The following is a 24224-nucleotide window of genomic DNA, read 5'->3' on the forward strand; positions in this document are numbered from 1 at the left end:
AATGGGTATATGGCTGATTTGTCTGGATTTTTATAAGTGGCGGAATTGTCAGGCTTTTCAGGTTTGTACAAATAACATACAAAATGAGTTGTTTTTAGACCAACAGGCCTACCCCGTCAGGAGGGGGGATAGAGTGCCGGAGGGCGATGTCGCCATCCGGCAAGGATTATCAATGCGTAGCCGGCGCGCTATGCTGACGATGACGGGATACAAAGCCGAGCGCAAAGCACATCACAAAGACCACCGCATACAGACCATTCGCGGTGAGTAACGCCGCCTGTGGGCCGCTGTGCGCTACAATCGGGCCGGTGACGACGAAGGTCAGCATCGTTCCGATAGTGCCGCAGGTCAGAATAAAGTTAACCAGCTTAGGCGAGGCCACTTTCGTTTGCTGCGATCCCAGCGTAATGATGGAGGTATAAATGGCGCTGGAGAAGAAGCCCAGCGTCAGAATAAACCACGGCATATGCGCCTGCGTGCCGGTAATAAACAGATACATCAGTACCGCCGCCATACCCGCCAGTACGGTCAGAATGCGTTGCAGATCGAAAAAGCGCAGGATAAAGCTGAACGCCCACATGCCAAACATATAGGACATCCAGAAATCACTCACCAGCGCCCCGGCGTCATTCAGGCTCATGCCGAGGCCTTTGGCGTATTCCGGCACCCAGGAGATAAAGCCTAATTGACCGAGGATATAGCACAGCGCGGCGACGGCCAGAAACAGTACGCCAATGCCCCATTTTTCTTTGACGACAGGCGCCTGAGAGTGCTGCGCATGTTTACCCAGCGCCGGAAATTCACAGCCGAAGGTCAGGATGAAAATCGCCAGGTAGACCAGGCCGATGCAGGCGTAGACCCAGTACCACTCAATACTACGCGCCAGCAGGAAGGCGGCGACCATAGGAAAAATCATCCCCGCCATGCTGAAGAAGGAGTCGGTAAACAGCAGTCGGGAACCGCGCTGACGCCCTTCATACAGTTGCGTAATCAGGAAGGTGCCAATCGACATGGTGATCCCGCTGACCAGCCCCAGCACAAACATCGCCGCTGAGAACAACGCCAGGCTATGGCTGAACATCAGCCCGGCCACCGCCAGCACCATCAGGATAAAACCAAAGCGTAGCTGTGTTTTCAGCGGGACGATTTCCATCAGCCACGCGTTGAGGAAGATCGAGATCAAAATCCCGGCGTTCAGAAAAGTAAAGGTGTTACTCATACTGGAAACGGGCAGATGAAAATAGTCTGCGATATTTCCCATCACCATCCCGGTGACAATCACCAGCGCCCCGGTCAGGGCGTAGGAAAGAAAGCTGATCCATGTGAGCTTGATGCGGTTGCTGTTAGTCATGTCTGGCCTTGAAGAGAAGTGAAGCGCGTGGAGGGCGCGTTAAGCGGGCAGATTTTAGGCGTTTTTGTGATGTATTTAAATAATTATTAGTGATAGTAATGTTCATTACATTTTTTAATGTGATGTTTGTCACATCATATTGCAAGGACAAGGCGTTGCGTCGTAACGTTACATTTGTTTCATGTACGTAAAATTAGGTAAAGGGCTGGCCTGGCCCAGGAAGGCTCTTTAGAATCATTCCACTTGCTTTATTTCTGCTCTCTTTAAGGAAATCTCATGCTCAAATCGACTCTGGCGGCTGTCGCAGCTGTTTTCGCTCTTTCTGCTCTTTCTCCCGTAGCGTTGGCAGCAAAAGGTGATCCTCATGTGCTGTTAACCACCTCCGCCGGGAATATTGAGCTGGAGCTGAACAGCCAGAAAGCGCCGGTTTCTGTGAAAAACTTTGTCGATTACGTCAACAGTGGTTTCTATAACAACACTACGTTTCACCGCGTTATTCCTGGCTTTATGATTCAGGGTGGTGGTTTTAACGAGCAGATGCAGCAGAAGAAACCGAATCCGCCGATTAAGAATGAAGCCGACAACGGTCTGCGTAATACTCGCGGCACGATCGCGATGGCGCGCACCGCAGATAAAGACAGCGCCACCAGCCAGTTCTTTATTAACGTCGCGGATAACGCTTTTCTCGACCACGGCCAGCGCGACTTTGGCTATGCGGTATTTGGTAAAGTGGTAAAAGGTATGGATGTCGCCGATAAAATCTCACAGGTACCGACGCACGATGTCGGGCCTTATCAGAATGTGCCGACAAAACCAGTCGTTATCCTTTCCGCGAAAGTCCTGCCATAAAACATGCCTGCGCGGGTGCGAGCCGCCCGCGTTTTCTCCCTGTCTCAGCGTAACCTGAAATTGCTGCTTATACTTGTGGTCAAGCACAGACATATTCAGGGAGGCCCGGTGAAGAAACTTACCGATAAACAAAAGTCACGCTTTTGGGAACAGCGGCGCAACGTTAACTTCCAGCAAAGCTGCCGTCTCGAAGGTATTGAGATCCCCTTAGTAACCCTGACCGCCGATGAAGCGCTGGCACGTCTTGACGAGCTTCGGAGGCACTATGAGCGATAAATTTGGCGAAGGACGCGATCCGTACCTTTATCCGGGGCTGAATGTGATGCGTAATCGGCTTGGGATTCATCAGGCCCAGCGACTGGCGCAAGCGGCATACGAAATGACCGCGCTCCGCGCCGCTACGATTGAACTGGGGCCGCTGGTACGCGGCTTGCCTCATCTGTGCGCGATTCATCGCCAGCTCTATCAGGATATTTTCGACTGGGCAGGGCAACTGCGGGAGGTCGATATTTACCAGGGCGATACCCGTTTCTGCCACTTTGCCTATATCGAAAAAGAGGGCAACGCTCTGATGCAGGATCTGGAAGAAGAGGGCTACCTGGTTGGTCTGGCGCACGAGAAGTTTGTCGAGCGGCTGGCGCATTACTACTGTGAAATTAATGTGCTTCATCCGTTTCGTTTGGGGAGCGGGCTGGCGCAGCGCATCTTCTTTGAACAACTGGCGCTACATGCAGGCTACGCGCTGAGTTGGCAAGGTATTGCGGTTGAAACATGGAAGCAGGCGAACCAGAGCGGCGCGATGGGCGATCTCTCCGCTTTGCGGGCGATTTTTCAGAAAGCGATAAGCGAAGCTCGCGAAACTGAGTAAAATAGGGTGGTTCTACTGACCCGGAGCCGCCATGATCCTGCTTATCGATAACTATGATTCCTTTACCTGGAACCTCTACCAGTATTTTTGTGAACTGGGCGCGGAAGTGCAGGTTCGGCGCAATGATGCGCTGACGCTGGCGCACATTGACGCTTTGAACCCGCAAAAAATCGTTATCTCTCCTGGCCCCTGTACGCCAAATGACGCTGGCATTTCACTGGCGGTCATCCGCCATTATGCCGGACGTATTCCGATGCTGGGCGTTTGCCTGGGTCATCAGGCGATGGCGCAGGCCTTTGGCGCGTCGGTGGTGCGGGCAGCGAAAGTGATGCACGGTAAAACGTCACCTGTTACGCATAATGGACAGGGCGTGTTTCGGGGATTGCCCAGCCCGTTAACCGTGACACGTTACCACTCGCTGATTGTCGACCCTGCCACGTTGCCAGAGTGTTTTGAGATCACCGCCTGGAGCGAAACGCAGGAGATTATGGGCATTCGCCACCGCGAGTGGGATCTGGAAGGCGTGCAGTTCCACCCGGAAAGTATTCTTAGCGAACAGGGACACGCGCTACTGGAAAATTTTCTTCAACGTTGATTAATGGTTGTCATTGAGTGATTTTTTATTCATATTTTGTGAGTATAATTTCACTGAATTTTCTGCTTAACCGGGTGGTAATGATATGGCAACTGAACAAACGGCTATTACGCGCGCAACTTTTGATGAGGTGATTCTGCCTGTTTATGCACCGGCGGACTTTATTCCGGTCAAAGGTAAAGGCAGCCGCGTATGGGATCAGCAGGGCAAAGAGTATATCGATTTCGCCGGCGGGATTGCAGTGACTGCGCTGGGCCATTGCCATCCGGCGCTGGTCGAGGCGCTGAAATCCCAGGGGGAAACCTTGTGGCATACCAGTAACGTTTTTACCAATGAACCGGCGTTGCGTCTGGGACGTAAACTGATCGACGCCACGTTTGCCGAGCGCGTGCTGTTTATGAATTCCGGCACCGAAGCGAACGAAACCGCTTTTAAACTGGCGCGTCATTATGCCTGCGTGCGCCATAGCCCGTTCAAAACGAAAATCATTGCCTTCCATAACGCCTTTCATGGCCGTTCCTTGTTTACTGTCTCTGTCGGCGGGCAGCCAAAATATTCCGACGGCTTTGGGCCGAAACCCGCCGATATTATTCACGTTCCCTTCAACGATCTTCATGCGGTAAAAGCGGTAATGGATGACCACACCTGCGCGGTGGTGGTCGAGCCGATTCAGGGTGAAGGCGGCGTGCAGGCGGCTACACCGGAATTCCTCAAAGGGTTACGCGACCTGTGTGACGAGCATCAGGCGTTGCTGGTGTTTGATGAAGTGCAGTGCGGGATGGGGCGCACCGGAGACCTGTTTGCCTATATGCACTACGGCGTCACGCCGGATATCCTCACCAGCGCCAAAGCGTTAGGCGGCGGTTTTCCGGTGAGCGCCATGCTGACCACGCAGGAGATCGCCTCGGCCTTTCATGTCGGTTCGCATGGTTCAACCTATGGCGGTAATCCGCTGGCCTGTGCGGTGGCTGGCGCGGCATTCGATATTATTAATACGCCAGAGGTACTACAAGGCATTCACACTAAGCGGCAACAGTTTGTGCAACATTTGCAGGCGATTGACGAGCAATTTGACATTTTCAGCGATATTCGCGGCATGGGGCTGCTGATTGGCGCGGAACTGAAACCGGAGTACAAAGGTCGGGCGCGCGATTTTCTGTACGCAGGCGCGGAGGCCGGCGTGATGGTGCTCAATGCCGGAGCCGACGTGATGCGTTTTGCCCCGTCGCTGGTGGTGGAAGAGGCGGATATCCATGAAGGAATGCAGCGCTTTGCGCAGGCGGTAGGGAAGGTGGTGGCCTGATGGCGGATTGCCGGATAAGCGTAGCGCATCCGGCAGTCGGTCTTAACTTTTTGTATCCCGTAGCCGCTTACTCAGCCAGATACCGTGATGCGGACGCTGACGCCAGGCCATCGACGAAATGGTGTGCATGGTGTTCAGATGGCCAATGATGCGCTGTAAATGTTGTTCCAGAGTGCTCAATAAGCCATGTGACGGCATGTCCGGCGACTCCAGAATATTGACATCGCCGGAGCCGCCTGGCCTGTCGTACTCCAGGCGCTGCTGGCAGCGCTGAATTGCAATCTCGCAAGATTCCAGATAGCGCTGCGCCAGATCCGGCGTCAGCATGGTGTGTTCCCGCGCCAGCGTCGTCATAGCGTTGATATGCTCGACAATAAACTGGCTGTGCGTGACCCATAGTTTCATATCCGACAGATAGTGGGTATTGAATCCGGGTTCCTGCATTGCCTGATTTAACGAGTTGAATAACGTGTTATGCTCCTGGTTGACCCGCATTCTTTGATAAGCGAGCGGGGTGGCCTGCGGATCGTTACTGAGGATCAGTCGGATAGCTTCTTGATCGGCTTCCAGCGCATCATGGGCGTTTTTACGTAATAGCCCGCTTTGCCATTGCGGCCACAGCCAGACCATGCCGCCAAAGGCAATTAAACAGCCAATCAGCGTATCGATCAGCCTCGGCACAATAAACTGCTCTCCGTTTAACGTCAGTAACTGGATGGTGTATACCGCCGTCACCGTAAAGCCGACCGTCGCCCAGCCGTAGTTTTTACGAATAATCAGATAACTTGCCAGCGTGAGTACCAGCATGACCGCCAGCGTAATGCTTTCGGGAATATGTAAGTGCAGCGTGACGCCGGCAATCACCAGGCCGACCAGCGTTCCGACCGAACGGTGCAGAATACGCACGCGTGTCGCGCCATAGCCGTTTTGGGTGACAAACAGCACCGTCATGAGTATCCAGTACGGTTTAGGCAGGTGCAACGCACTGCCCATCAGACTGGCGATGCTCATCATCACGCTGATGCGTCCGGCGTTGCGTAGCGCCGGCGATTTAAGAGACATATAATTTTTCAGCGCCGGAAGTAGCGGCAAACGACGCTGTTTATCGGCCATCAGGTCGCGGGCGTACAGCGGTCGCTGAGTACGCAGCACACGGGCGATTCGACTGAAGTGCCAATAGCAGAACTGGCCTACCGGATTTTCAGGATGCTGATTGGCGATCTTCTCCAGAGCGCCAATCTGTTTTTCCATGGAGAAGCGCGTCGGCAGACGATGATAAAGAATGTCATCCGCCAGCACGCGCAGACGGGTGGCGACCGTTTGCGCATTCCAGCGAATCACCTCTTCCGCATGGCTGCGTTCTACCAGTTTCTGTACCTCTTCCGGCTGATGCAAGCTGACGGAGATGTGCTCCTGCAAATCCATCGCTTCCTGAAAAGCCCGCAACAGGCGCTTGTAATCATTATTGTTGTGCGCCGAAAGCATATGCATCTGTTGGTAACACTGGGTAATGAGATCGACCGCTTTTTGCTGGCGTATCAGCAGGGGAGGCAGCGCTTTTTCCGGATCGATATGTTGGGTGAGCAGGCTGTATTTCGCTTCACAATAATCGGCCAGTTCACGGTATAACAAACTCAATGACTCGCGCAGCGGCTGTTCGCGCCATAGCCAGAACCAAAACCAGTTAAACACGCCGTACCATAGCGTGCCCAGCGCATAAATGAGCAGCGGCTCCCAGACGGGCATGTATCCCGCAAGGCTCAGGGTAAAGATGGCGGCAATCAGCGACGCTGGCAGTAGCCGCGCGTGAAGCGGGCTAATTTCCGCCGTCACGCCAAGCACCAGCGTCAGCCCGGTCAGGATCAACGGCAGGGGGATGGATTCCGCCAGCAGAAGTTGCGTTACCAGACTGCATCCGGCGAACAGCGATGCGCCGATGATCAGGCGTTTAAAAAAGCGTTTGTGCGGGGTATCCAGACCTGCAATGTTGCAGCAGGCGGGAACGAGAGAGAAAAGCAAGCCCAGGTGTAGCTGGCCTATCAATAAACCAACAGCCACAGGCAGGCACAGCACCAGCGTTTGCCGTAGTGCGTAATTAATCTCTGGGTGATAAATCAGTCTTCGCCACATCGATGCAAACAAAAATGGCGCATGATAAAACGCGCCATTCTGACGGGATTAACGGGTGCCGTAGACGACGATGGTCTTGCCATGCGCGGAGATCAGGTTTTGATCTTCCAGCATTTTCAAAATACGACCAACGGTTTCGCGGGAGCAGCCGACGATCTGGCCGATTTCCTGACGGGTGATTTTGATCTGCATCCCATCCGGGTGCGTCATGGCATCGGGCTGTTTCGCCAGATTCAGCAGCGTCTGAGCGATACGCCCGGTGACGTCAAGGAAGGCGAGGTTACCTACTTTTTCAGAGGTGACTTGTAAGCGACGAGCCATCTGGGAAGAGAGGCGCATCAGAATATCCGGGTTGACCTGGATTAATTGGCGAAATTTTTTGTAGGAAATTTCAGCGACCTCACATGCGGTTTTCGCACGTACCCAGGCGCTGCGTTCCTGGCCTTCTTCAAACAGGCCCAGTTCACCAATAAAATCACCCTGATTCAGATAAGAAAGGATCATTTCTTTCCCTTCTTCATCTTTGATCAGCACTGCCACGGAGCCTTTAACGATGTAGTACAACGTTTCTGCTTTTTCACCCTGGTGAATCAGCGTGCTCTTTGACGGGTACTTATGAATGTGGCAATGAGACAAGAACCATTCAAGAGTCGGGTCTGTTTGCGGTTTGCCAAGCACCATGCGCGGTTATCCTCTGTTATAAGCTGTCTCCAGAGCCAGAAAACGGCACTGTCTCTGGGGTTGCAAAAATATACTTCCCGCTACCTGGGAAGGGGGCTACGAAAATAGATTGTAGCCTGTAATGTGATGTCCTCTGCATACATGCAGTACGTCAATGTATTACTGTAGCATCTTGTCTGTTTTAGCATAGCTTTCGCCGTGTGTCTCCTGGTGTCTCGCTTCAGCATGACCCAGGTCGCCTTCCATTGCGACTTTTGTTGTATGCGCGTAATCTTTCAGGAAAATTGAAACATTGGAGTTACGAAATATGCAAGCGCGTGTAAAGTGGGTTGAAGGGCTCACGTTCCTCGGAGAGTCCTCCTCCGGCCACCAGATTTTAATGGATGGCAACTCCGGTGACAAAGCGCCGAGTCCGATGGAGATGGTATTAATGGCGGCTGGCGGATGTAGCGCTATTGATGTGGTATCAATCCTGCAAAAGGGCCGTCAGAATGTCACCAACTGCGAAGTGAAGCTGACATCCGAGCGCCGGGAAGACGCGCCGCGCCTGTTTACGCACATTAATCTGCATTTTATCGTTACCGGCAGCGATCTGAAAGAGGCTGCCGTCGCGCGCGCTGTCGATCTCTCCGCGGAAAAATATTGCTCGGTGGCGCTAATGCTGGAAAAAGCGGTCAATATTACCCATTCGTATGAAGTGATTGCGGCGTAACATGTGATGCCGGATGGCGGCGTGGCTTTATCCGGCCTACCCGTTTTTATCTCGTAGGCCCGATAAGCGTAGCGCCATCGGGCATTTCACCGCGGTTATTCGATTTTTTTGCCTTCCATTAATCGCTGCACCAGCGGCAACATAATCAGCTCCATCGCCAGCCCCATTTTGCCGCCCGGCACCACTAATGTATTAATGTGAGAAATGAACGAGCCCTGGAGCATCGCCAGAAGCCAGGGAAAATCGATCCCTTCCAGATTGCGGAAATGGATCACCACAAAACTCTCATCCAGCGAGGGAATACCTTTTGCGGCGAACGGATTGGACGTGTCGACGGTCGGTACGCGCTGGAAGTTAATATGGGTACGCGAGAACTGCGGCGTAATGTAATTGATGTAGTCGTCCATGGAACGCACCACGGAATCCATCACCGCTTCACGGGAGTGTCCGCGCTCGCTGGTGTCGCGAATCAGTTTCTGAATCCACTCGAGGTTGACGATAGGCACCACGCCAACCAACAGATCAACATGACGCGCGACATCATGTTGCGGGGTGACGACGCCGCCGTGCAGTCCTTCATAAAACAGCACATCGGTCGGTTCGGGTAGCGGCTGCCAGGGCGTAAACGTGCCGGGAACCTGATTCCACGGTACGGCTTCATCATAGGTATGCAGATATTTACGCGACTGGCCTTTACCCGTCTGCCCGTACTCAATAAAGGTATGTTCCAGTAGGCTGAAGTCATTGGCTTCAGGCCCAAAATAGCTGATATGCCGCCCGGCGTCACGCGCTTTGCGGATCGCCATATCCATTTCCGGGCGGGTGTAACGATGAAAACTGTCGCCTTCCACCTCGGCGGCGTGCAGATTTAACTGCGCGAAAATTTTACGAAACGCGAGGCTGGTGGTGGTGGTCCCCGCGCCGCTTGACCCTGTTACTGCTATCACCGGATGTTTGGCTGACATGGCAACTCCATGATTGAGCTTTAGTAATAATGTATTGTCGGCAAAGGCGTTTTATTCGCGAAACTGCTTTTTCGGCATAATATTGACCGTTTCATGTAATTCAGACCATACCAGCACGGCCTCGCCGGATTGCAGTTGGCGTTTTACGTCAGCGACTTTTTGTTCAAGCGAACGTTCATGTTCACCATAATCGGTGCCTTCGCGCAACACAAAGCTTTCGATCAGGTTGTCCAGCGTGTCGGGGGCGAGCCCCTGCCAGGGAATGATCATGATGACGCCTCCAGGTACGTTGTCAGCCAGTCAGGAATTCGGCGTTCCAGCCACATTTCAGGGCGCAGCGGCGTACCGCCGATAAATCCTACGTGTCCGCCATGCTCAGTCAGCTGATACTCCACCTGCGGGGGCAGATCTTCCGCTTTAGGGATCACATGATGATCCATAAACGGATCGTCTTTAGCGTGAATAATCAGCGTCGGTTTAGCAATCTGGTTAAGCAATGGCATGGCGCTACACTGACGATAGTAGTCGATGGCGTCGGCAAAGCCGTGAATTTTCGCGGTGATCAGGTCGTCAAACTCGCGAATACGGCGCATTGATTTCAGTTGCGCCAGATTCACCGGCAGCGACCCGGGATATGCCGCCAGCTTGCGTGACGCATTCGCTTTTAACAGATTAAGCAAATAACGCTGATAGACGCGGGAAAACCCTTTGTCCATGTGGTAGCTACAGGCTTCGAGAACGAAAGGTGCAGAAACAATTACCGCCGCCTCGATGGGAATATCGCGGCCTTCTTTCGCCAGCAGGCACGCCAGCATATTACCGCCGAGCGAATAGCCCACGGCGGCTGTCGGAACGGCGCCGAACTCCCGCTGTAGCCAGCGTAAAAACCAGGCTCCATCCTCCGTTTCACCGGAGTGGTAAATACGATTCAGACGGTTGGGCTCGCCGCTACAGCCGCGAAAGTGCATCACCACGCCCAGCCAGCCGCGCTTTTGCGCCGCCTCAATCAGCCCGTGGGCATAGGGGCTGTTCAGGCTGCCTTCCAGACCGTGAAAGACCACCAGCCGCGGTTTATGCTTTGCCTGTTGCGGATCTTCGCTCCATGCCAGATCGACAAAATCGCCGTCCGGTAGCTCCAGCCGCTGCCAGTGGGCGTTGAACTTCACTTTGCGGCGGATTAAACGCGGCAGCATAGTTTGTAAATGGCGATTACGAATGCCACGCATGGGAATAAATTCATGCGAGTCATTGACAGGCGGGGTCATTTCTGTGGACGTGATCTCAACCATAGCACCAGAACAATTGATAATTGGAAACAATACTATACCGCGCATAAGGTTCACAGATTAGTCAATATGTGATTTTACGTTCAATTGGTCGTCTGGCGAAATAAAATTGCGCCTCATTTCACCAGAGGGGGCGGTATGCAAGGCGCGCGCAATACCCCACAGAAATCGCGTGAACCTCTGCATCAGCCGAATTAATCGTGGTAGTGTGGCAACACGATAGTTATGTGACTCAAGGAGAAGGCATGTCGAAGACACTTTTACAGATCCATTTTAACTTTAGCGGCCCTTTTGGCGAGGAGATGACTCAGCAACTGGTCGGGCTGGCGGAGTCTATCAATGAGGAGCCGGGCTTCATCTGGAAAATCTGGACAGAAAGCGAGAAAAACCAGCAAGCTGGCGGCATTTACTTGTTTGAATCCGAAGAAACGGCGCAGGCTTATATTAAAAAACACACTGCGCGTCTGAAAAATCTTGGCGTTGATGAGGTGACGTTTGAATTATTTGGCGTGAACGACGCGCTGACGAAAATAAATCACGGCAACCTTTGCTGCTAAATCACATAACGCAGGTTTCTGTTCCGGTGCTGCCGACCGCAACGGTAACCTTTATATCGGGACGAGTACCGAAGAGGCCTTTATGGACGAACAGCGGACCACGAACGTTCTCTTCCAGCGTGTGCAGCGCCTCGGCGGTGCGGGCGATGTTACCCTTCTCCACAAGCATCATTAAGATGGTGAGCTTGCGGAAGGTAATGTCATCGGTGATAGACAGGTTCATCGTCCGCCCCGTGCGTTAGAGCCTATCCCAGTAGGCGTAATTGTTGAAGCCAGTTTGGGGCCGGACAGCGCGCAGAAACCGGAGCGTACACATAGTACGTGAGGATTTCGAGCACTGCCCGGCCCTAAAATGGCGAATAAAATAGCCTAATGGGATAGGCTCTTAGTCGTTCTGCATCATCTGCTCAAGCTGCTCCTGCGCCTCAAGCCATGCCATTTCACATTCTTCCAGCCCGGATTTGGCGCTGGCCTGCAGTTGCAGACACTCGGTCATCTCCGCTTTACGGCTTGGGTCATACAGGCTGCTGTCGCCAAGCTTCTCTTCCGCCTGTGCTAACTGGGCGTTGAGCTTTTCCATCTCTTTTTCCAGACGGGTAATCTCTTTACGCAGCGGCTGCGTCAGAGTGCGTAGCTCGGCTTCGCGACGCTTCTGATCTTTGCGTGACTGGGCGCTGTTGGCGTTGTTTTCCTTCGGCGCGTCGTCGGCCTGGTTTTCCTGCTTCTGCACGTCGCTCAGCCACTGCTGATAATCTTCCAGGTCGCCGTCGAACGGTTCGACCTTTTTGTCGTGAACCAGATAGAGGTCGTCAGTGGTGGAGCGAATCAGGTGGCGGTCGTGCGACACGACGACCAATGCGCCTTCAAAATCAATCAGCGCTTCGGTGAGCGCCTGACGCATGTCGAGATCCAGGTGGTTGGTCGGTTCATCGAGCAGCAGCAGGTTTGGACGCTGCCAGACGATCAGCGCCAGCACCAGACGCGCTTTCTCGCCGCCAGAGAAGCGTTGCGTCTCTTCCGTTACTTTGTCGCCCTGGAAACCGAAGCCGCCGAGATAGTCGCGCAGCTTCTGCTCCAGTTCCTGCGGCGCCAGACGCGCCATATGTTGCAACGGGGATTCATCCGCGCGCAGGAACTCCAGTTGGTGCTGGGCGAAGTAGCCGAGCTTAATGCCTTTGGCGAGGCCGATTTCACCGTGCAACGGTTCCAGTTCGCCCGCCAGCAGCTTGATCAGCGTCGATTTCCCCGCGCCGTTGCGGCCCAGCAGGCCGATACGCGAGCCGGGCACCAGGTTCAGCTTGATGGATTCCAGAATGATGCGATCGCCATAACCTGCGCTGACTTTTTCCATCTTCAGCAGCGGGTTCGGCAGGCTTTCCGGCGCGCGGAAGCTGAAATGGAACGGGTTGTCGACATGAGCCGGCGCAATCAACTCCATACGCTCCAGCATCTTGATACGGCTTTGCGCCTGCTTGGCCTTGGTGGCCTTGGCGCGGAAACGGTCGATGTAGCTTTGCAGATGCGCCACACGCTCCTGCTGACTCTCATACATCGCCTGCTGCTGCGCCAGGCGCGTGGCGCGCTGAACTTCAAACGCGCTGTAGTTGCCGGTGTACTCGAACAGAGTCTGCTGTTCGATATGGATAATTTTATCCACTATCGGGTCAAGAAAATCGCGATCGTGGGAGATCAGAATCAGGGTGCCCGGATAGCTCTTCAGCCATTTTTCCAGCCAGATGACGGCATCCAGATCGAGGTGGTTGGTCGGTTCGTCGAGCAGCAGTAAATCGGAACGGCAAATCAGCGCCTGGGCCAGGTTAAGGCGCATCCGCCAGCCGCCGGAAAAGTCGCTGACCGGACGTTCCAGCTGATCGTTAGAGAAGCCGAGACCGTGTAGCAGGCTGGCGGCGCGCGAACGAACGGTCCATGCGTCGATGGCGTCCAGCTTGCCATGTATGGAGGCGATAGCATGTCCGTCGTTACGTTCGTTGGCGTCGTTAAGCTGCGCCTCCAGCTGCCGGTATTCACGGTCGCCGTCAATGACATACTCAATCGCTGGCTGAGGCAACGCAGGTGTTTCCTGATTCACCCACGCTAATTGCCAGGTTCCGGGCAGGGTAAAACTCCCGGCATCGGCGCTGATTTCATTTTTTAGCAATGCCAGCAGGGTAGATTTACCGCAGCCGTTTTTACCCACCAGGCCGACTTTCTGGCCTGGATTAATGGTAGCCGAGGCATTGTCCAGTAGGACGCGCACGCCGCGACGAATTTGTAACGAGGAGAAAACAATCATAAGGCGCCGTATGTTCAGACTATGTTAATTTATCATTATGATAATGTAATATTCGGGCGTACCGCCGCGCTGGAGCGCAATGGTAGCTCAAAACAACAACGATACACAAAATCATTCAGGCCGCCTTTGGTGAGGGACAAGAATATCTCTCATTAATCCCCAGCGGCGGACATGGAGTACGTTTCTGAGTTGAACAAACGCTGTCAACGTAGAAGCGGCCTGAAGAATGGCATGTATCGACCCAAAACAACCGGGAGGGGGATTGATGTCTCAGCCAGCGAAAGTCTTGCTGTTGTATGCCCATCCGGAATCTCAGGACTCGGTTGCTAACCGGGTACTGCTTAAACCGGCCATACAGCACAATAACGTAACCGTGCACGATCTTTATGCGCGCTATCCTGATTTTTTTATCGACACGCCCTATGAACAAGCCCTGTTACGTGAGCACGACGTCATTGTTTTTCAGCATCCCCTTTACACCTATAGCTGTCCGGCTTTACTGAAAGAATGGCTTGATCGCGTTTTGAGTCGGGGGTTCGCCAGCGGACCAGGGGGAAACCAACTGGTGGGAAAGTACTGGCGTAGCGTGATTACGACCGGCGAGCCGGAGAGCGCTTACCGGTATGACGCGCTAAACCGCTATCCAATGAGCGATGTACTCCGCCCTTTTGAACTGACCGCGGCCATGTGCCGGATGCACTGGATGCCGCCCATTATTGTGTACTGGGCGCGCCGCCAGTCGCCGCAGACGCTGGCCAGTCATGCGAAAGCCTATGGCGAGTGGCTGGCGAATCCTGTGAGCGCGGGAGGCTATTGATGGAAGGTGCTGATTTATTGACCGCGGGAGTGTTGTTCCTCTTCGCGGCGGTAGCGGCGGTGCCGCTGGCCGCGAGGCTGGGCATCGGCGCGGTGCTAGGGTATTTGCTGGCGGGAATCGCCATCGGTCCGTGGGGGCTGGGATTTATCAGCGATGTTGACGAGATCCTGCACTTTTCCGAACTGGGCGTCGTGTTTCTGATGTTTATCATTGGTCTCGAACTCAATCCGTCACGGCTTTGGCAACTGCGGCGCTCTATCTTCGGCGTCGGCGCTGCTCAGGTGCTGTTAAGCGCGGCGGTGCTGGCGGGATTATTGATGCTTGCTGATTTCTTATGGCAGGCGGCGGTCGTCGGCGGGATTGGCCTGGCGATGTCTTCGACGGCGATGGCGCTACAACTGATGCGCGAGAAAGGCATGAATCGTAGCGAGTCCGGGCAGTTAGGGTTTTCCGTCTTACTGTTTCAGGATTTAGCGGTGATCCCCGCGCTGGCGTTGGTGCCTTTATTGGCGGGATCGGCCGACGAGCATTTCGACTGGTTTAAAGTGGCAATGAAGGTACTGGCTTTCGCGGTAATGCTGATTGGCGGCCGCTACCTGTTGCGCCCGGTATTTCGTTTTATTGCTGCGTCCGGCGTGCGGGAGGTCTTCACTGCCGCGACGCTGTTGCTGGTGTTGAGCGCCGCCTTATTTATGGACGCGCTGGGACTGTCGATGGCCCTGGGAACCTTCATTGCCGGCGTTTTACTGGCAGAGAGCGAATACCGGCATGAGCTGGAAAACGCTATCGATCCCTTTAAAGGTTTACTGCTTGGGCTGTTCTTTATCTCCGTCGGTATGTCGCTAAATCTCGGCGTACTTTATACCCATTTACTGTGGGTGGCGGCGAGCGTTGTTATTCTGGTCGTCATAAAAATGCTGACGCTGTATCTGCTGGCGCGGCTATATGGAATAAGAAGTTCTGAACGGATGCAGTTTGCCAGCGTGCTGAGTCAGGGGGGCGAGTTCGCTTTTGTGCTCTTTTCTACCGCCTCTTCTCAGCGCCTGTTTCAGGGCGATCAGATGGCGTTATTATTGGTGACTGTCACATTATCAATGATGACCACGCCGCTACTGATGAAAGGGATTGATAAGTGGTTATCGCGCCGTCTTAATGGCCCGGAAGAGAATGATGAAAAGCCGTGGGTTGAGGATGATAAGCCCCAGGTGATTGTCGTCGGCTTTGGCCGTTTTGGTCAGGTGATCGCTCGCTTATTGATGGCAAATAAGATGCGTATCACCGTGCTGGAACGCGATATCGGCGCCGTTAATCTGATGCGCAAATATGGTTATAAAGTGTATTACGGCGACGCTACACAAGTCGAGCTGCTGCGTTCTGCGGGCGCGGAAGCGGCAGAGTCGATAGTCATCACGTGTAATGAACCGGAAGACACGATGAAGCTGGTGGCGCTGTGTCAGCAGCATTTTCCTCATCTGCATATTCTTGCGCGAGCGCGTGGACGTGTGGAGGCCCATGAGTTATTACAGGCTGGCGTCACGCAGTTTTCCCGTGAAACGTTTTCCAGCGCGCTGGAACTGGGACGTAAAACTCTGGTGTCGTTAGGTATGCATCCGCATCAGGCGCAACGCGCGCAGTTGCATTTTCGCCGGCTGGATATGCGAATGTTGCGGGAGCTGATCCCGGAGCATAGCGACATGGTACAGATTTCGCGCGCCAGAGAGGCCCGACGCGAGCTGGAGGAGATTTTTCAGCGCGAAATGCAACAGGAACGGCGCCAGTTGGATGGCTGGGATGAATTTGAGTAGGGGTAAAACAATGGCAATCCGTAAACGTTTTATTGCAGGCGCGAAATGTCCGGCCTGTCAGGCGCAGGACACAATGGCGATGTGGCGTGAAAATAATGTCGATATTGTTGAATGCGTTAAGTGCGGGCATCAAATGCGGGAAGCGGATAAAGACGTTCGCGAGCATGTTCGCAAAGAAGAGCAAGTGATCGGGATTTTTCATCCGGACTAGCGATATGCCGCAGGTTTTTTTAAGCTAAGGGGTACACGGCTGCAGAATTCCGCTACAATCTGCGCCACTATTCTTCCCATGCTCAGGAGATATCATGAAAGTAGCAAAAGACCTGGTGGTCAGCCTGGCCTATCAGGTACGTACAGAAGACGGTGTGTTGGTTGATGAGTCTCCGGTGAGTGCGCCGCTGGATTACCTGCACGGTCACGGCTCCCTGATCTCTGGTCTGGAAACCGCGCTGGAAGGCCATGAAGTTGGCGACAAATTTGATGTCGCTGTTGGCGCGAACGACGCTTACGGCCAGTATGACGAAAATCTGGTGCAGCGTGTGCCTAAAGACGTCTTTATGGGCGTTGATGAACTGCAGGTAGGGATGCGTTTCCTGGCGGAAACCGACCAGGGCCCGGTACCGGTAGAGATTACCGAAGTGGAAGACGATCACGTTGTGGTTGATGGTAACCACATGCTGGCGGGCCAGAATCTGAAATTTAACGTAGAAGTTGTTGCGATTCGTGAAGCGACTGAAGAAGAACTGGCTCACGGTCATGTTCACGGCGCGCACGATCACCACCACGATCACGGTGAAGACGGCTGCTGTGGCGGTCATGGTCATGACCATGGTCACGAGCACGGCGGCGAAGGCTGCTGCGGTGGTGGTGGTAAAGGCGGCTGCGGTTGCCATTAATCCCCGTCGTCTTTCAAGCCACCGCGGTGTTGGCTACGCTTTCAAACCCCGGTCACATAGTTATCTATGCTCCCGGGGAATTTTCAAGCTTGCCGCCTTGCCGTGACTCGAAATCCTTAGGGTATTATCATTGGTTCGATAAATCATCGGGCACAAAAAAAAGCGGGTTAACCCCGCTTTTTTTTCGTCTCAATAATGCGGCGGCGGCGTTTCTTCTGCCTGAGAGGCGATATTTGACGGCTGACTGGCTTTTAACTTTTCCGTGAGCAAACGCAGATGATCGCGCAGCTTCGCCATCTCCATTTCATGTGCGGTTACCGTCAGGTTTAGTTCTTCTATGGTAATCTCCTGGAACGCCAGACGGCTTTCCAGTTCAGCCAGACGAGCTTCCATCGTGATATCCTGCATGATGTACCTCTTTATGTTGTCTCCGTCGGCGGATTCTACTTAACTTTACCGGCTTTCACAGCAACCATTACGCGCCCTACGAAACTAATTTAAACAAAAAGAGTCTGAAAAGAAGTGATAATAGGGCGTGTTCGTATGTTGATTTGTTCTGCAACGATTTATAGTACGCTTCTTACGTAAGTTAACATGGGGCGAGATGCCCCGGCCCTGGAGATATGGATGAAATCACTGTTTAAAGCCACGCTGCTGGCAACGACGATGGCCGTTGCTATGCACGCACCGATCACTTTTGCTGCTGATGCGGCGAAACCGGCAGCTACCGCTGATAGCAAAGCAGCATTTAAAAACGACGATCAAAAAGCGGCTTATGCGCTGGGCGCCTCGCTGGGTCGTTACATGGAAAATTCGCTTAAAGAGCAGGAAAAGTTGGGCATCAAACTGGATAAAGATCAGTTGATTGCCGGCGTTCAGGATGCCTTTGCCGATAAGAGCAAACTGTCCGATCAGGAAATTGAGCAAACGCTGCAGACGTTTGAAGCACGTGTGAAGAGCGCTGCTCAGGCGAAGATGGAAAAAGACGCTGCCGATAACGAAGCAAAAGGTAAAACGTTCCGTGACGCTTTTGCTAAAGAGAAAGGCGTGAAAACCTCCTCTACCGGTCTGCTTTACAAAGTAGAGAAAGAAGGCACAGGCGAGGCGCCGAAAGATAGCGATACCGTTGTGGTGAACTACAAAGGTACGCTGATCGACGGTAAAGAGTTTGATAACTCTTACACGCGCGGCGAACCGCTCTCCTTCCGTCTGGACGGCGTTATCCCTGGCTGGACTGAAGGCCTGAAAAATATTAAGAAAGGCGGCAAGATCAAGCTGGTTATCCCACCGGCGCTGGCCTACGGTAAAACGGGCGTTCCGGGTATCCCGGCGAACTCCACCCTGGTATTCGACGTAGAGCTGCTGGATATCAAACCAGCGCCGAAAGCGGATGCTAAACCTGCCGATGCGGCTGACGCTAAAGCCGCAGATGCTGCTAAAAAATAAAAACTGAGAGCCGCCGCTTGTAATAGCGGCGGTTTTTTTTATTCAGGCCGGATATATTACTCACCATAATTTGATTTGCGGATAACGGCGCTTGCGCTGGTCGTTAAGGGCGAGACCGTAGGCTGAATGACCGCCAACGCACACGTAGTCTGAAATAGACGAGCAAATTAGTACTGGAAAGATGAACCCTCACTGTATTAATTTAATCATCCGCGTAAATAATGAGCCTGCCCTGAAAACATAACGACAGGCTCCTGAAAAGGAGTGTTTTTTTTCATGTCCAGGTCGCTTTTAACCAACGAAACCAGTGAACTTGATTTGCTGGATCAGCGTCCCTTCGAGCAAACCGACTTCGATATTCTGAAATCCTACGAAGCGGTAGTGGACGGGTTAGCGATGCTTATAGGTTCCCATTGTGAAATCGTATTGCACTCTTTGCAGGATCTAAAATGTTCAGCCATTCGTATTGCCAATGGCGAACATACGGGCCGTAAAATTGGCTCGCCGATTACCGACCTGGCGTTGCGTATGTTGCACGACATGACAGGGGCGGACAGTAGCGTGTCGAAATGCTATTTCACGCGCGCGAAAAGCGGTGTCTTGATGAAGTCGTTGACGATTGCCATTCGCAACCGCGAGCAGCGCGTCATTGGTCTACTGTGCATCAACATGAATCTTGATGTGCCATTTTCACAGATTATGAATACCTTTATTCCGCCGGAAACGCCGGAAGTCGGCTCAGCGGTTAATTTTGCCTCCTCAGTCGAAGATTTAGTCACCCAGACGCTGGAGTTCACGATCGAAGAAGTGAATGCCGATCGTAATGTCTCTAACAATGCGAAAAATCGTCAGATCGTCCTTAACCTGTACGAAAAAGGCATTTTCGATATTAAAGACGCCATTAACCAGGTAGCCGATCGTCTGAATATCTCAAAACACACGGTTTACCTCTATATTCGCCAGTTCAAAAGCGGCGATTTTCAGGGGCAGGATAAATAATGCGTTATGCCATTATGGTCACCGGGCCGGCATATGGCACCCAGCAGGCCAGCAGCGCACTGCAGTTCGCCCACGCGCTGCTCAATGAGGGGCATGAGTTAGCCAGCGTCTTTTTCTATCGGGAAGGTGTCTATAACGCCAATCTCCTGACCTCGCCGGCGAGCGATGAATATGATCTGGTACGCGCCTGGCAGAAATTGAATACGCAGCATGGCGTAGCGCTGAACATCTGTGTCGCGGCGGCGCTTCGTCGCGGTATTATTGATGAAACTGAAGCCGGCAGACTGGCGTTGCCGTCCGCCAATCTTCAGCCGGGCTTTACGCTAAGCGGCCTGGGCGCGCTGGCGGAGGCTTCTCTCACCTGCGATCGGGTGGTGCAGTTTTAATGAAACGTATTGCATTTGTCTTTTCCACCGCGCCGCACGGTAGCGCCTCAGGTCGTGAAGGGCTGGATGCGCTGCTGGCGACGTCAGCGCTAACGGAAGCGCTGGGCGTCTTTTTTATCAGCGACGGCGTCTTTCAGTTATTACCAGGACAAAAACCAGACGCTGTGCTGGCGCGTGACTATATTGCTACTTTCAAGCTCTTTGATTTGTACGATATTGATCAATGCTGGATCTGCGCGGCATCGCTGCGCGAGCGTGGTCTGGAGAACGTTAATTTTGTGGTAGACGCCACGCCGCTGGAACCCGTGGCGTTACGCCGCGAGCTTGGCAACTATGATGTCATCCTAAAATTCTGAGGCGTTTATGCTGCATACCTTACCTCATTGCGCTTCGAGCGTTGATTTTCCCGCTTTGCTGCGCCTGCTAAAAGAGGGCGATGCGCTTTTGTTGCTCCAGGATGGCGTTACCGTCGCGATTGAAGGTAACCGCTTCCTTGAAAGTCTGCGCGATGCCCCCATAACAGTCTATGCCTTGAAAGAAGACATTGACGCCCGCGGCCTGGGTGGTCAAATTTCAGACAGTGTCGTCAGGGTTGACTATACTGAGTTTGTCAGACTCACGGTTAAGTATGCCAACCAGATGGCCTGGTGATGGCGGGATCGTTGTATATTTCTTGACACCTTTTCGACACCGCCCTAAAATTCGGCGTCCTCATATTGTGTGAGGGCGTTTTATTACGTGTTTACGAAGCAAAAGCTAAAACCAGGAGCTATTTAATGGCAACAGTTAACCAGCTGGTACGCAAACCACGTGCTCGCAAAGTTGCGAAAAGCAACGTGCCTGCGCTGGAAGCATGCCCGCAAAAACGTGGCGTATGTACTCGTGTATATACTACCACTCCTAAAAAACCGAACTCCGCACTGCGTAAAGTTTGCCGTGTTCGTCTGACTAACGGTTTTGAAGTGACTTCCTACATCGGTGGTGAAGGTCACAACCTGCAGGAGCACTCCGTGATCCTGATCCGTGGCGGTCGTGTTAAAGACCTCCCGGGTGTTCGTTACCACACCGTTCGTGGCGCGCTTGACTGCTCCGGCGTTAAAGACCGTAAGCAAGCTCGTTCTAAGTACGGCGTGAAGCGTCCTAAGGCTTAATGGTTCTCCGTTAAGTAAGGCCAAACGTTTTAAATTAATGTCAAACTAAACTCGTAGAGTTTTGGACAATCCTGAATTAACAACGGAGTATTTCCATGCCACGTCGTCGCGTCATTGGTCAGCGTAAAATTCTGCCGGATCCGAAGTTCGGATCAGAACTGCTGGCTAAATTTGTCAATATCCTGATGGTAGATGGTAAAAAATCTACTGCAGAATCAATCGTATACAGCGCGCTGGAGACCCTGGCTCAGCGTTCTGGTAAATCTGAACTGGAAGCTTTCGAAGTCGCTCTCGAAAACGTTCGCCCGACTGTAGAAGTTAAATCCCGCCGTGTAGGTGGTTCTACTTATCAGGTACCAGTTGAAGTCCGTCCGGTCCGTCGTAATGCTCTGGCAATGCGTTGGATCGTAGAAGCTGCTCGTAAACGCGGTGATAAATCCATGGCTCTGCGCCTGGCGAACGAACTTTCTGACGCTGCAGAAAACAAAGGTACTGCAGTTAAGAAACGTGAAGACGTTCACCGTATGGCAGAAGCCAACAAGGCGTTCGCACACTACCGTTGGTAATCCCTTCGGAGTCATAGTCACCAGGCGGGCGCTTCAGGTAAGTCGCCCGTTTTGGATAACTTAACTGAACGCCTAAAGATATCAACGAGGAATCAAATGGCTCGTACAACACCCATCGCACGCTACCGTAATATCGGTATCAGTGCGCACATCGACGCCGGTAAAACCACTACTACCGAACGTATTCTGTTCTACACCGGTGTAAACCACAAAATCGGTGAAGTTCATGACGGCGCAGCTACCATGGACTGGATGGAGCAGGAGCAGGAGCGTGGTATTACTATCACCTCCGCAGCGACTACTGCATTCTGGTCTGGTATGGCTAAGCAGTATGAACCGCATCGCATCAACATCATCGACACCCCGGGGCACGTTGACTTCACTATCGAAGTAGAACGTTCCATGCGTGTTCTCGATGGTGCGGTAATGGTTTACTGCGCAGTTGGTGGTGTTCAGCCGCAGTCTGAAACCGTATGGCGTCAGGCAAACAAATACAAAGTTCCGCGCATTGCGTTCGTTAACAAAATGGACCGCATGGGCGCGAACTTCCTGAAAGTTGTTGGTCAGATCAAAACCCGTCTGGGCGCGAACCCGGTTCCGCTGCAGCTGGCAATTGGTGCTGAAGAAGGTTTCACCGGCGTTGTTGACCTGGTGAAAATGAAAGCCATCAACTGGAACGATGCCGACCAGGGCGTTACCTTCGAATACGAAGATATCCCGGCTGACATGCAGGACCTGGCTAACGAATGGCACCAGAACCTGATCGAGTCCGCCGCAGAAGCTTCTGAAGAGCTGATGGAAAAATACCTGGGTGGTGAAGAACTGACTGAAGAAGAGATCAAACAAGCTCTGCGTCAGCGCGTTCTGAACAACGAAATCATCCTGGTAACCTGTGGTTCTGCATTTAAGAACAAAGGTGTTCAGGCGATGCTGGATGCGGTAATTGATTACCTGCCATCCCCGGTAGACGTACCTGCGATCAACGGTATTCTGGACGACGGTAAAGATACTCCGGCTGAGCGTCACGCAAGCGACGACGAGCCGTTCTCTGCGCTGGCGTTCAAAATCGCTACCGACCCGTTTGTGGGTAACCTGACCTTCTTCCGTGTGTACTCCGGTGTGGTTAACTCTGGTGATACCGTACTGAACTCCGTGAAAACCGCACGTGAGCGTTTCGGTCGTATCGTTCAGATGCACGCCAACAAACGTGAAGAGATCAAAGAAGTTCGCGCGGGCGACATTGCGGCTGCTATCGGCCTGAAAGACGTGACTACCGGTGACACCCTGTGTGATCCGGAAAACCCGATCATTCTGGAACGTATGGAATTCCCTGAGCCGGTAATCTCCATCGCGGTAGAACCGAAAACCAAAGCTGACCAGGAAAAAATGGGTCTGGCTCTGGGCCGTCTGGCGAAAGAAGACCCGTCATTCCGCGTATGGACTGATGAAGAATCTAACCAGACCATCATCGCTGGTATGGGTGAACTTCACCTGGATATCATCGTTGACCGTATGAAGCGTGAATTCAACGTTGAAGCTAACGTGGGTAAACCTCAGGTTGCTTACCGCGAAGCGATTCGCGCGAAAGTTACCGACATCGAAGGTAAACACGCGAAACAGTCTGGTGGTCGCGGTCAGTATGGTCATGTTGTTATCGACATGTACCCGCTGGAGCCGGGCTCTAACCCGAAAGGTTACGAGTTCATCAACGACATCAAAGGTGGTGTAATTCCTGGCGAATACATCCCGGCCGTTGATAAAGGCATCCAGGAGCAGCTGAAATCTGGCCCGCTGGCGGGTTATCCGGTAGTTGATCTCGGTGTGCGTCTGCACTTCGGTTCTTACCATGACGTTGACTCCTCTGAGCTGGCGTTTAAACTGGCTGCGTCTATCGCCTTTAAAGAAGGCTTTAAGAAAGCAAAACCAGTTCTGCTTGAGCCGATCATGAAGGTTGAAGTAGAAACACCTGAAGAGAATACCGGTGACGTTATCGGCGACCTTAGCCGCCGTCGTGGTATGCTCAAAGGTCAGGAATCTGAAGTTACAGGCGTTAAGATCCACGCTGAAGTACCGCTGTCTGAAATGTTCGGATATGCAACTCAGCTGCGTTCTCTGACCAAAGGTCGCGCATCGTACACTATGGAATTCCTGAAGTATGATGATGCGCCGAACAACGTTGCTCAGGCCGTAATCGAAGCCCGTGGTAAATAAGCCGCAGGGTTAAAAACCAAAATCCCGTGCTCTCTCCTGAAGGGGAGAGCGCTATAGTAAGGAATATAGCCGTGTCTAAAGAAAAATTTGAACGTACAAAACCGCACGTTAACGTCGGCACCATCGGCCACGTTGACCACGGTAAAACTACCCTGACCGCTGCAATCACCACCGTACTGGCTAAAACCTACGGCGGTGCTGCTCGTGCATTCGACCAGATCGATAACGCTCCGGAAGAAAAAGCGCGTGGTATCACCATCAACACTTCTCACGTTGAATACGATACCCCGACCCGCCACTACGCACACGTAGACTGCCCGGGGCACGCCGACTATGTTAAAAACATGATCACCGGTG

29 protein-coding genes are annotated in these 24224 nt (G+C 52.9%); 20 read left to right on the plus strand and 9 right to left on the minus strand.

What is annotated here, in order from left to right:
• Positions 1-169: 169 nt before the first annotated feature.
• On the minus strand, positions 170-1351 hold the full coding sequence (gene tsgA, locus J4728_RS15945) for an MFS transporter TsgA (protein WP_000185218.1): 1182 nt from the start codon (positions 1349-1351) through the stop codon (positions 170-172).
• Between the two features lie 276 nt (positions 1352-1627).
• Between tsgA and ppiA the strand changes: the two genes are divergently transcribed.
• The 5 genes from ppiA (at position 1628) to J4728_RS15970 (ending at position 4966) form a co-directional block, all read left to right on the plus strand.
• A complete protein-coding gene (gene ppiA / locus J4728_RS15950; protein ID WP_000920482.1) occupies positions 1628-2200 on the plus strand; it encodes a peptidylprolyl isomerase A in 573 nt (190 codons plus the stop codon).
• Positions 2201-2308: 108 nt separating this feature from the next.
• On the plus strand, positions 2309-2476 hold the full coding sequence (locus tag J4728_RS15955) for a YhfG family protein (protein WP_001620545.1): 168 nt from the start codon (positions 2309-2311) through the stop codon (positions 2474-2476).
• Positions 2466-3068 (plus strand): putative adenosine monophosphate-protein transferase Fic, encoded by a 603-nt coding sequence (locus tag J4728_RS15960; protein ID WP_001280676.1) that lies wholly within the window; start codon positions 2466-2468, stop codon positions 3066-3068. The genes J4728_RS15955 and J4728_RS15960 overlap by 11 nt, the downstream gene beginning before the upstream one ends.
• 31 nt (positions 3069-3099) lie before the next feature.
• On the plus strand, positions 3100-3663 hold the full coding sequence (gene pabA, locus J4728_RS15965) for an aminodeoxychorismate synthase component 2 (protein ID WP_000601878.1): 564 nt from the start codon (positions 3100-3102) through the stop codon (positions 3661-3663).
• 85 nt (positions 3664-3748) lie between these two features.
• Positions 3749-4966, plus strand: coding sequence for an aspartate aminotransferase family protein (locus J4728_RS15970; RefSeq protein ID WP_000190020.1), 1218 nt, complete (start codon positions 3749-3751; stop codon positions 4964-4966).
• A 42-nt stretch (positions 4967-5008) separates the two neighbouring features.
• Here J4728_RS15970 and J4728_RS15975 read toward each other — a convergent pair whose 3' ends face one another.
• Both J4728_RS15975 and crp read right to left on the minus strand, forming a co-directional pair.
• Positions 5009-7096 carry a YccS/YhfK family putative transporter gene (locus tag J4728_RS15975; protein ID WP_208212055.1) on the minus strand — a complete coding sequence of 696 codons (2088 nt, stop codon included), beginning with the start codon at positions 7094-7096 and terminating at the stop codon, positions 5009-5011.
• A gap of 48 nt (positions 7097-7144) precedes the next feature.
• Positions 7145-7777: a cAMP-activated global transcriptional regulator CRP gene (crp, locus tag J4728_RS15980; RefSeq protein WP_000242758.1), complete on the minus strand. Its 633-nt coding sequence runs from the start codon at positions 7775-7777 to the stop codon at positions 7145-7147.
• A gap of 307 nt (positions 7778-8084) precedes the next feature.
• On the opposite strand from crp, the gene J4728_RS15985 reads away from it, so the two are divergent.
• The gene (locus tag J4728_RS15985) at positions 8085-8489 is read left to right on the plus strand and encodes an OsmC family protein (RefSeq protein WP_001148919.1); all 405 of its coding nucleotides are present in this window, start codon (positions 8085-8087) and stop codon (positions 8487-8489) included.
• Positions 8490-8584: 95 nt separating this feature from the next.
• Here the strand turns inward: J4728_RS15985 and J4728_RS15990 are convergent, their stop codons facing one another.
• From J4728_RS15990 to J4728_RS16000, 3 genes are read right to left on the minus strand one after another with little or no spacing between them, the layout of a single operon-like run.
• Positions 8585-9454, minus strand: coding sequence for a phosphoribulokinase (locus tag J4728_RS15990; protein ID WP_001274690.1), 870 nt, complete (start codon positions 9452-9454; stop codon positions 8585-8587).
• A gap of 51 nt (positions 9455-9505) precedes the next feature.
• The gene (locus J4728_RS15995; RefSeq protein ID WP_000586568.1) at positions 9506-9724 is read right to left on the minus strand and encodes a YheU family protein; all 219 of its coding nucleotides are present in this window, start codon (positions 9722-9724) and stop codon (positions 9506-9508) included.
• Complete coding sequence (locus J4728_RS16000) at positions 9721-10788, minus strand: hydrolase (RefSeq protein WP_001214109.1); 1068 nt, start codon at positions 10786-10788, stop codon at positions 9721-9723. Before J4728_RS16000 ends, J4728_RS15995 begins: the two co-directional genes overlap by 4 nt.
• 197 nt (positions 10789-10985) lie before the next feature.
• On the opposite strand from J4728_RS16000, the gene J4728_RS16005 reads away from it, so the two are divergent.
• Positions 10986-11297, plus strand: a complete 312-nt coding sequence (locus J4728_RS16005; RefSeq protein ID WP_023204109.1) for a monooxygenase — start codon at positions 10986-10988, stop codon at positions 11295-11297.
• 1 nt (position 11298) lies between these two features.
• On the opposite strand, the gene J4728_RS16010 is transcribed toward J4728_RS16005, so the two are convergent.
• Both J4728_RS16010 and J4728_RS16015 read right to left on the minus strand, forming a co-directional pair.
• Positions 11299-11520, minus strand: coding sequence for a LysR family transcriptional regulator (locus J4728_RS16010; RefSeq protein ID WP_023204108.1), 222 nt, complete (start codon positions 11518-11520; stop codon positions 11299-11301).
• Positions 11521-11682: 162 nt separating this feature from the next.
• Complete coding sequence (locus J4728_RS16015; protein WP_000634765.1) at positions 11683-13590, minus strand: ABC transporter ATP-binding protein; 1908 nt, start codon at positions 13588-13590, stop codon at positions 11683-11685.
• 265 nt (positions 13591-13855) lie between these two features.
• Between J4728_RS16015 and kefG the strand changes: the two genes are divergently transcribed.
• The 4 genes from kefG to slyD all read left to right on the plus strand — a co-directional run bounded on the left by kefG (position 13856) and on the right by slyD (position 17108).
• Positions 13856-14407 (plus strand): glutathione-regulated potassium-efflux system ancillary protein KefG, encoded by a 552-nt coding sequence (gene kefG, locus J4728_RS16020; protein ID WP_000081820.1) that lies wholly within the window; start codon positions 13856-13858, stop codon positions 14405-14407.
• On the plus strand, positions 14407-16212 hold the full coding sequence (gene kefB, locus J4728_RS16025; protein ID WP_000398133.1) for a glutathione-regulated potassium-efflux system protein KefB: 1806 nt from the start codon (positions 14407-14409) through the stop codon (positions 16210-16212). The genes kefG and kefB overlap by 1 nt, the downstream gene beginning before the upstream one ends.
• A gap of 10 nt (positions 16213-16222) precedes the next feature.
• Positions 16223-16423, plus strand: coding sequence for a YheV family putative zinc ribbon protein (locus J4728_RS16030; protein ID WP_001007735.1), 201 nt, complete (start codon positions 16223-16225; stop codon positions 16421-16423).
• Between the two features lie 94 nt (positions 16424-16517).
• On the plus strand, positions 16518-17108 hold the full coding sequence (gene slyD, locus J4728_RS16035; RefSeq protein ID WP_000861341.1) for a peptidylprolyl isomerase: 591 nt from the start codon (positions 16518-16520) through the stop codon (positions 17106-17108).
• Positions 17109-17297: 189 nt separating this feature from the next.
• Here the strand turns inward: slyD and J4728_RS16040 are convergent, their stop codons facing one another.
• Positions 17298-17516, minus strand: a complete 219-nt coding sequence (locus J4728_RS16040) for a protein SlyX (RefSeq protein WP_001152701.1) — start codon at positions 17514-17516, stop codon at positions 17298-17300.
• A 219-nt stretch (positions 17517-17735) separates the two neighbouring features.
• Between J4728_RS16040 and fkpA the strand changes: the two genes are divergently transcribed.
• The 9 genes from fkpA to J4728_RS16085 form a co-directional block, all read left to right on the plus strand.
• Complete coding sequence (gene fkpA / locus J4728_RS16045; RefSeq protein ID WP_000838225.1) at positions 17736-18554, plus strand: FKBP-type peptidyl-prolyl cis-trans isomerase; 819 nt, start codon at positions 17736-17738, stop codon at positions 18552-18554.
• 276 nt (positions 18555-18830) lie between these two features.
• Complete coding sequence (locus tag J4728_RS16050; RefSeq protein WP_000091471.1) at positions 18831-19553, plus strand: transcriptional regulator; 723 nt, start codon at positions 18831-18833, stop codon at positions 19551-19553.
• Positions 19553-19939 carry a sulfurtransferase complex subunit TusD gene (gene tusD, locus J4728_RS16055; RefSeq protein ID WP_001268010.1) on the plus strand — a complete coding sequence of 129 codons (387 nt, stop codon included), beginning with the start codon at positions 19553-19555 and terminating at the stop codon, positions 19937-19939. The genes J4728_RS16050 and tusD overlap by 1 nt, the downstream gene beginning before the upstream one ends.
• Positions 19939-20295 (plus strand): sulfurtransferase complex subunit TusC, encoded by a 357-nt coding sequence (gene tusC / locus J4728_RS16060; RefSeq protein WP_079828452.1) that lies wholly within the window; start codon positions 19939-19941, stop codon positions 20293-20295. The genes tusD and tusC overlap by 1 nt, the downstream gene beginning before the upstream one ends.
• 7 nt (positions 20296-20302) lie before the next feature.
• Complete coding sequence (gene tusB / locus J4728_RS16065; RefSeq protein ID WP_000903400.1) at positions 20303-20590, plus strand: sulfurtransferase complex subunit TusB; 288 nt, start codon at positions 20303-20305, stop codon at positions 20588-20590.
• Between the two features lie 125 nt (positions 20591-20715).
• Entirely contained in the window at positions 20716-21090 is a 375-nt protein-coding gene (gene rpsL / locus J4728_RS16070; RefSeq protein WP_000246815.1) for a 30S ribosomal protein S12, read from the plus strand.
• Positions 21091-21185: 95 nt separating this feature from the next.
• Positions 21186-21656 carry a 30S ribosomal protein S7 gene (rpsG, locus tag J4728_RS16075; RefSeq protein WP_001138043.1) on the plus strand — a complete coding sequence of 157 codons (471 nt, stop codon included), beginning with the start codon at positions 21186-21188 and terminating at the stop codon, positions 21654-21656.
• A gap of 96 nt (positions 21657-21752) precedes the next feature.
• Positions 21753-23867: an elongation factor G gene (fusA, locus tag J4728_RS16080; RefSeq protein WP_000124693.1), complete on the plus strand. Its 2115-nt coding sequence runs from the start codon at positions 21753-21755 to the stop codon at positions 23865-23867.
• Between the two features lie 71 nt (positions 23868-23938).
• Positions 23939-24224: GTP-binding protein (locus tag J4728_RS16085; protein WP_000031682.1), on the plus strand; the 286-nt coding region annotated here is incomplete at its 3' end.

Origin of the sequence: Salmonella sp. 32070601201500089SM, from assembly GCF_017573605.1 — a bacterium.
Classification (GTDB): Bacteria; Pseudomonadota; Gammaproteobacteria; order Enterobacterales; family Enterobacteriaceae; genus Salmonella; species Salmonella enterica.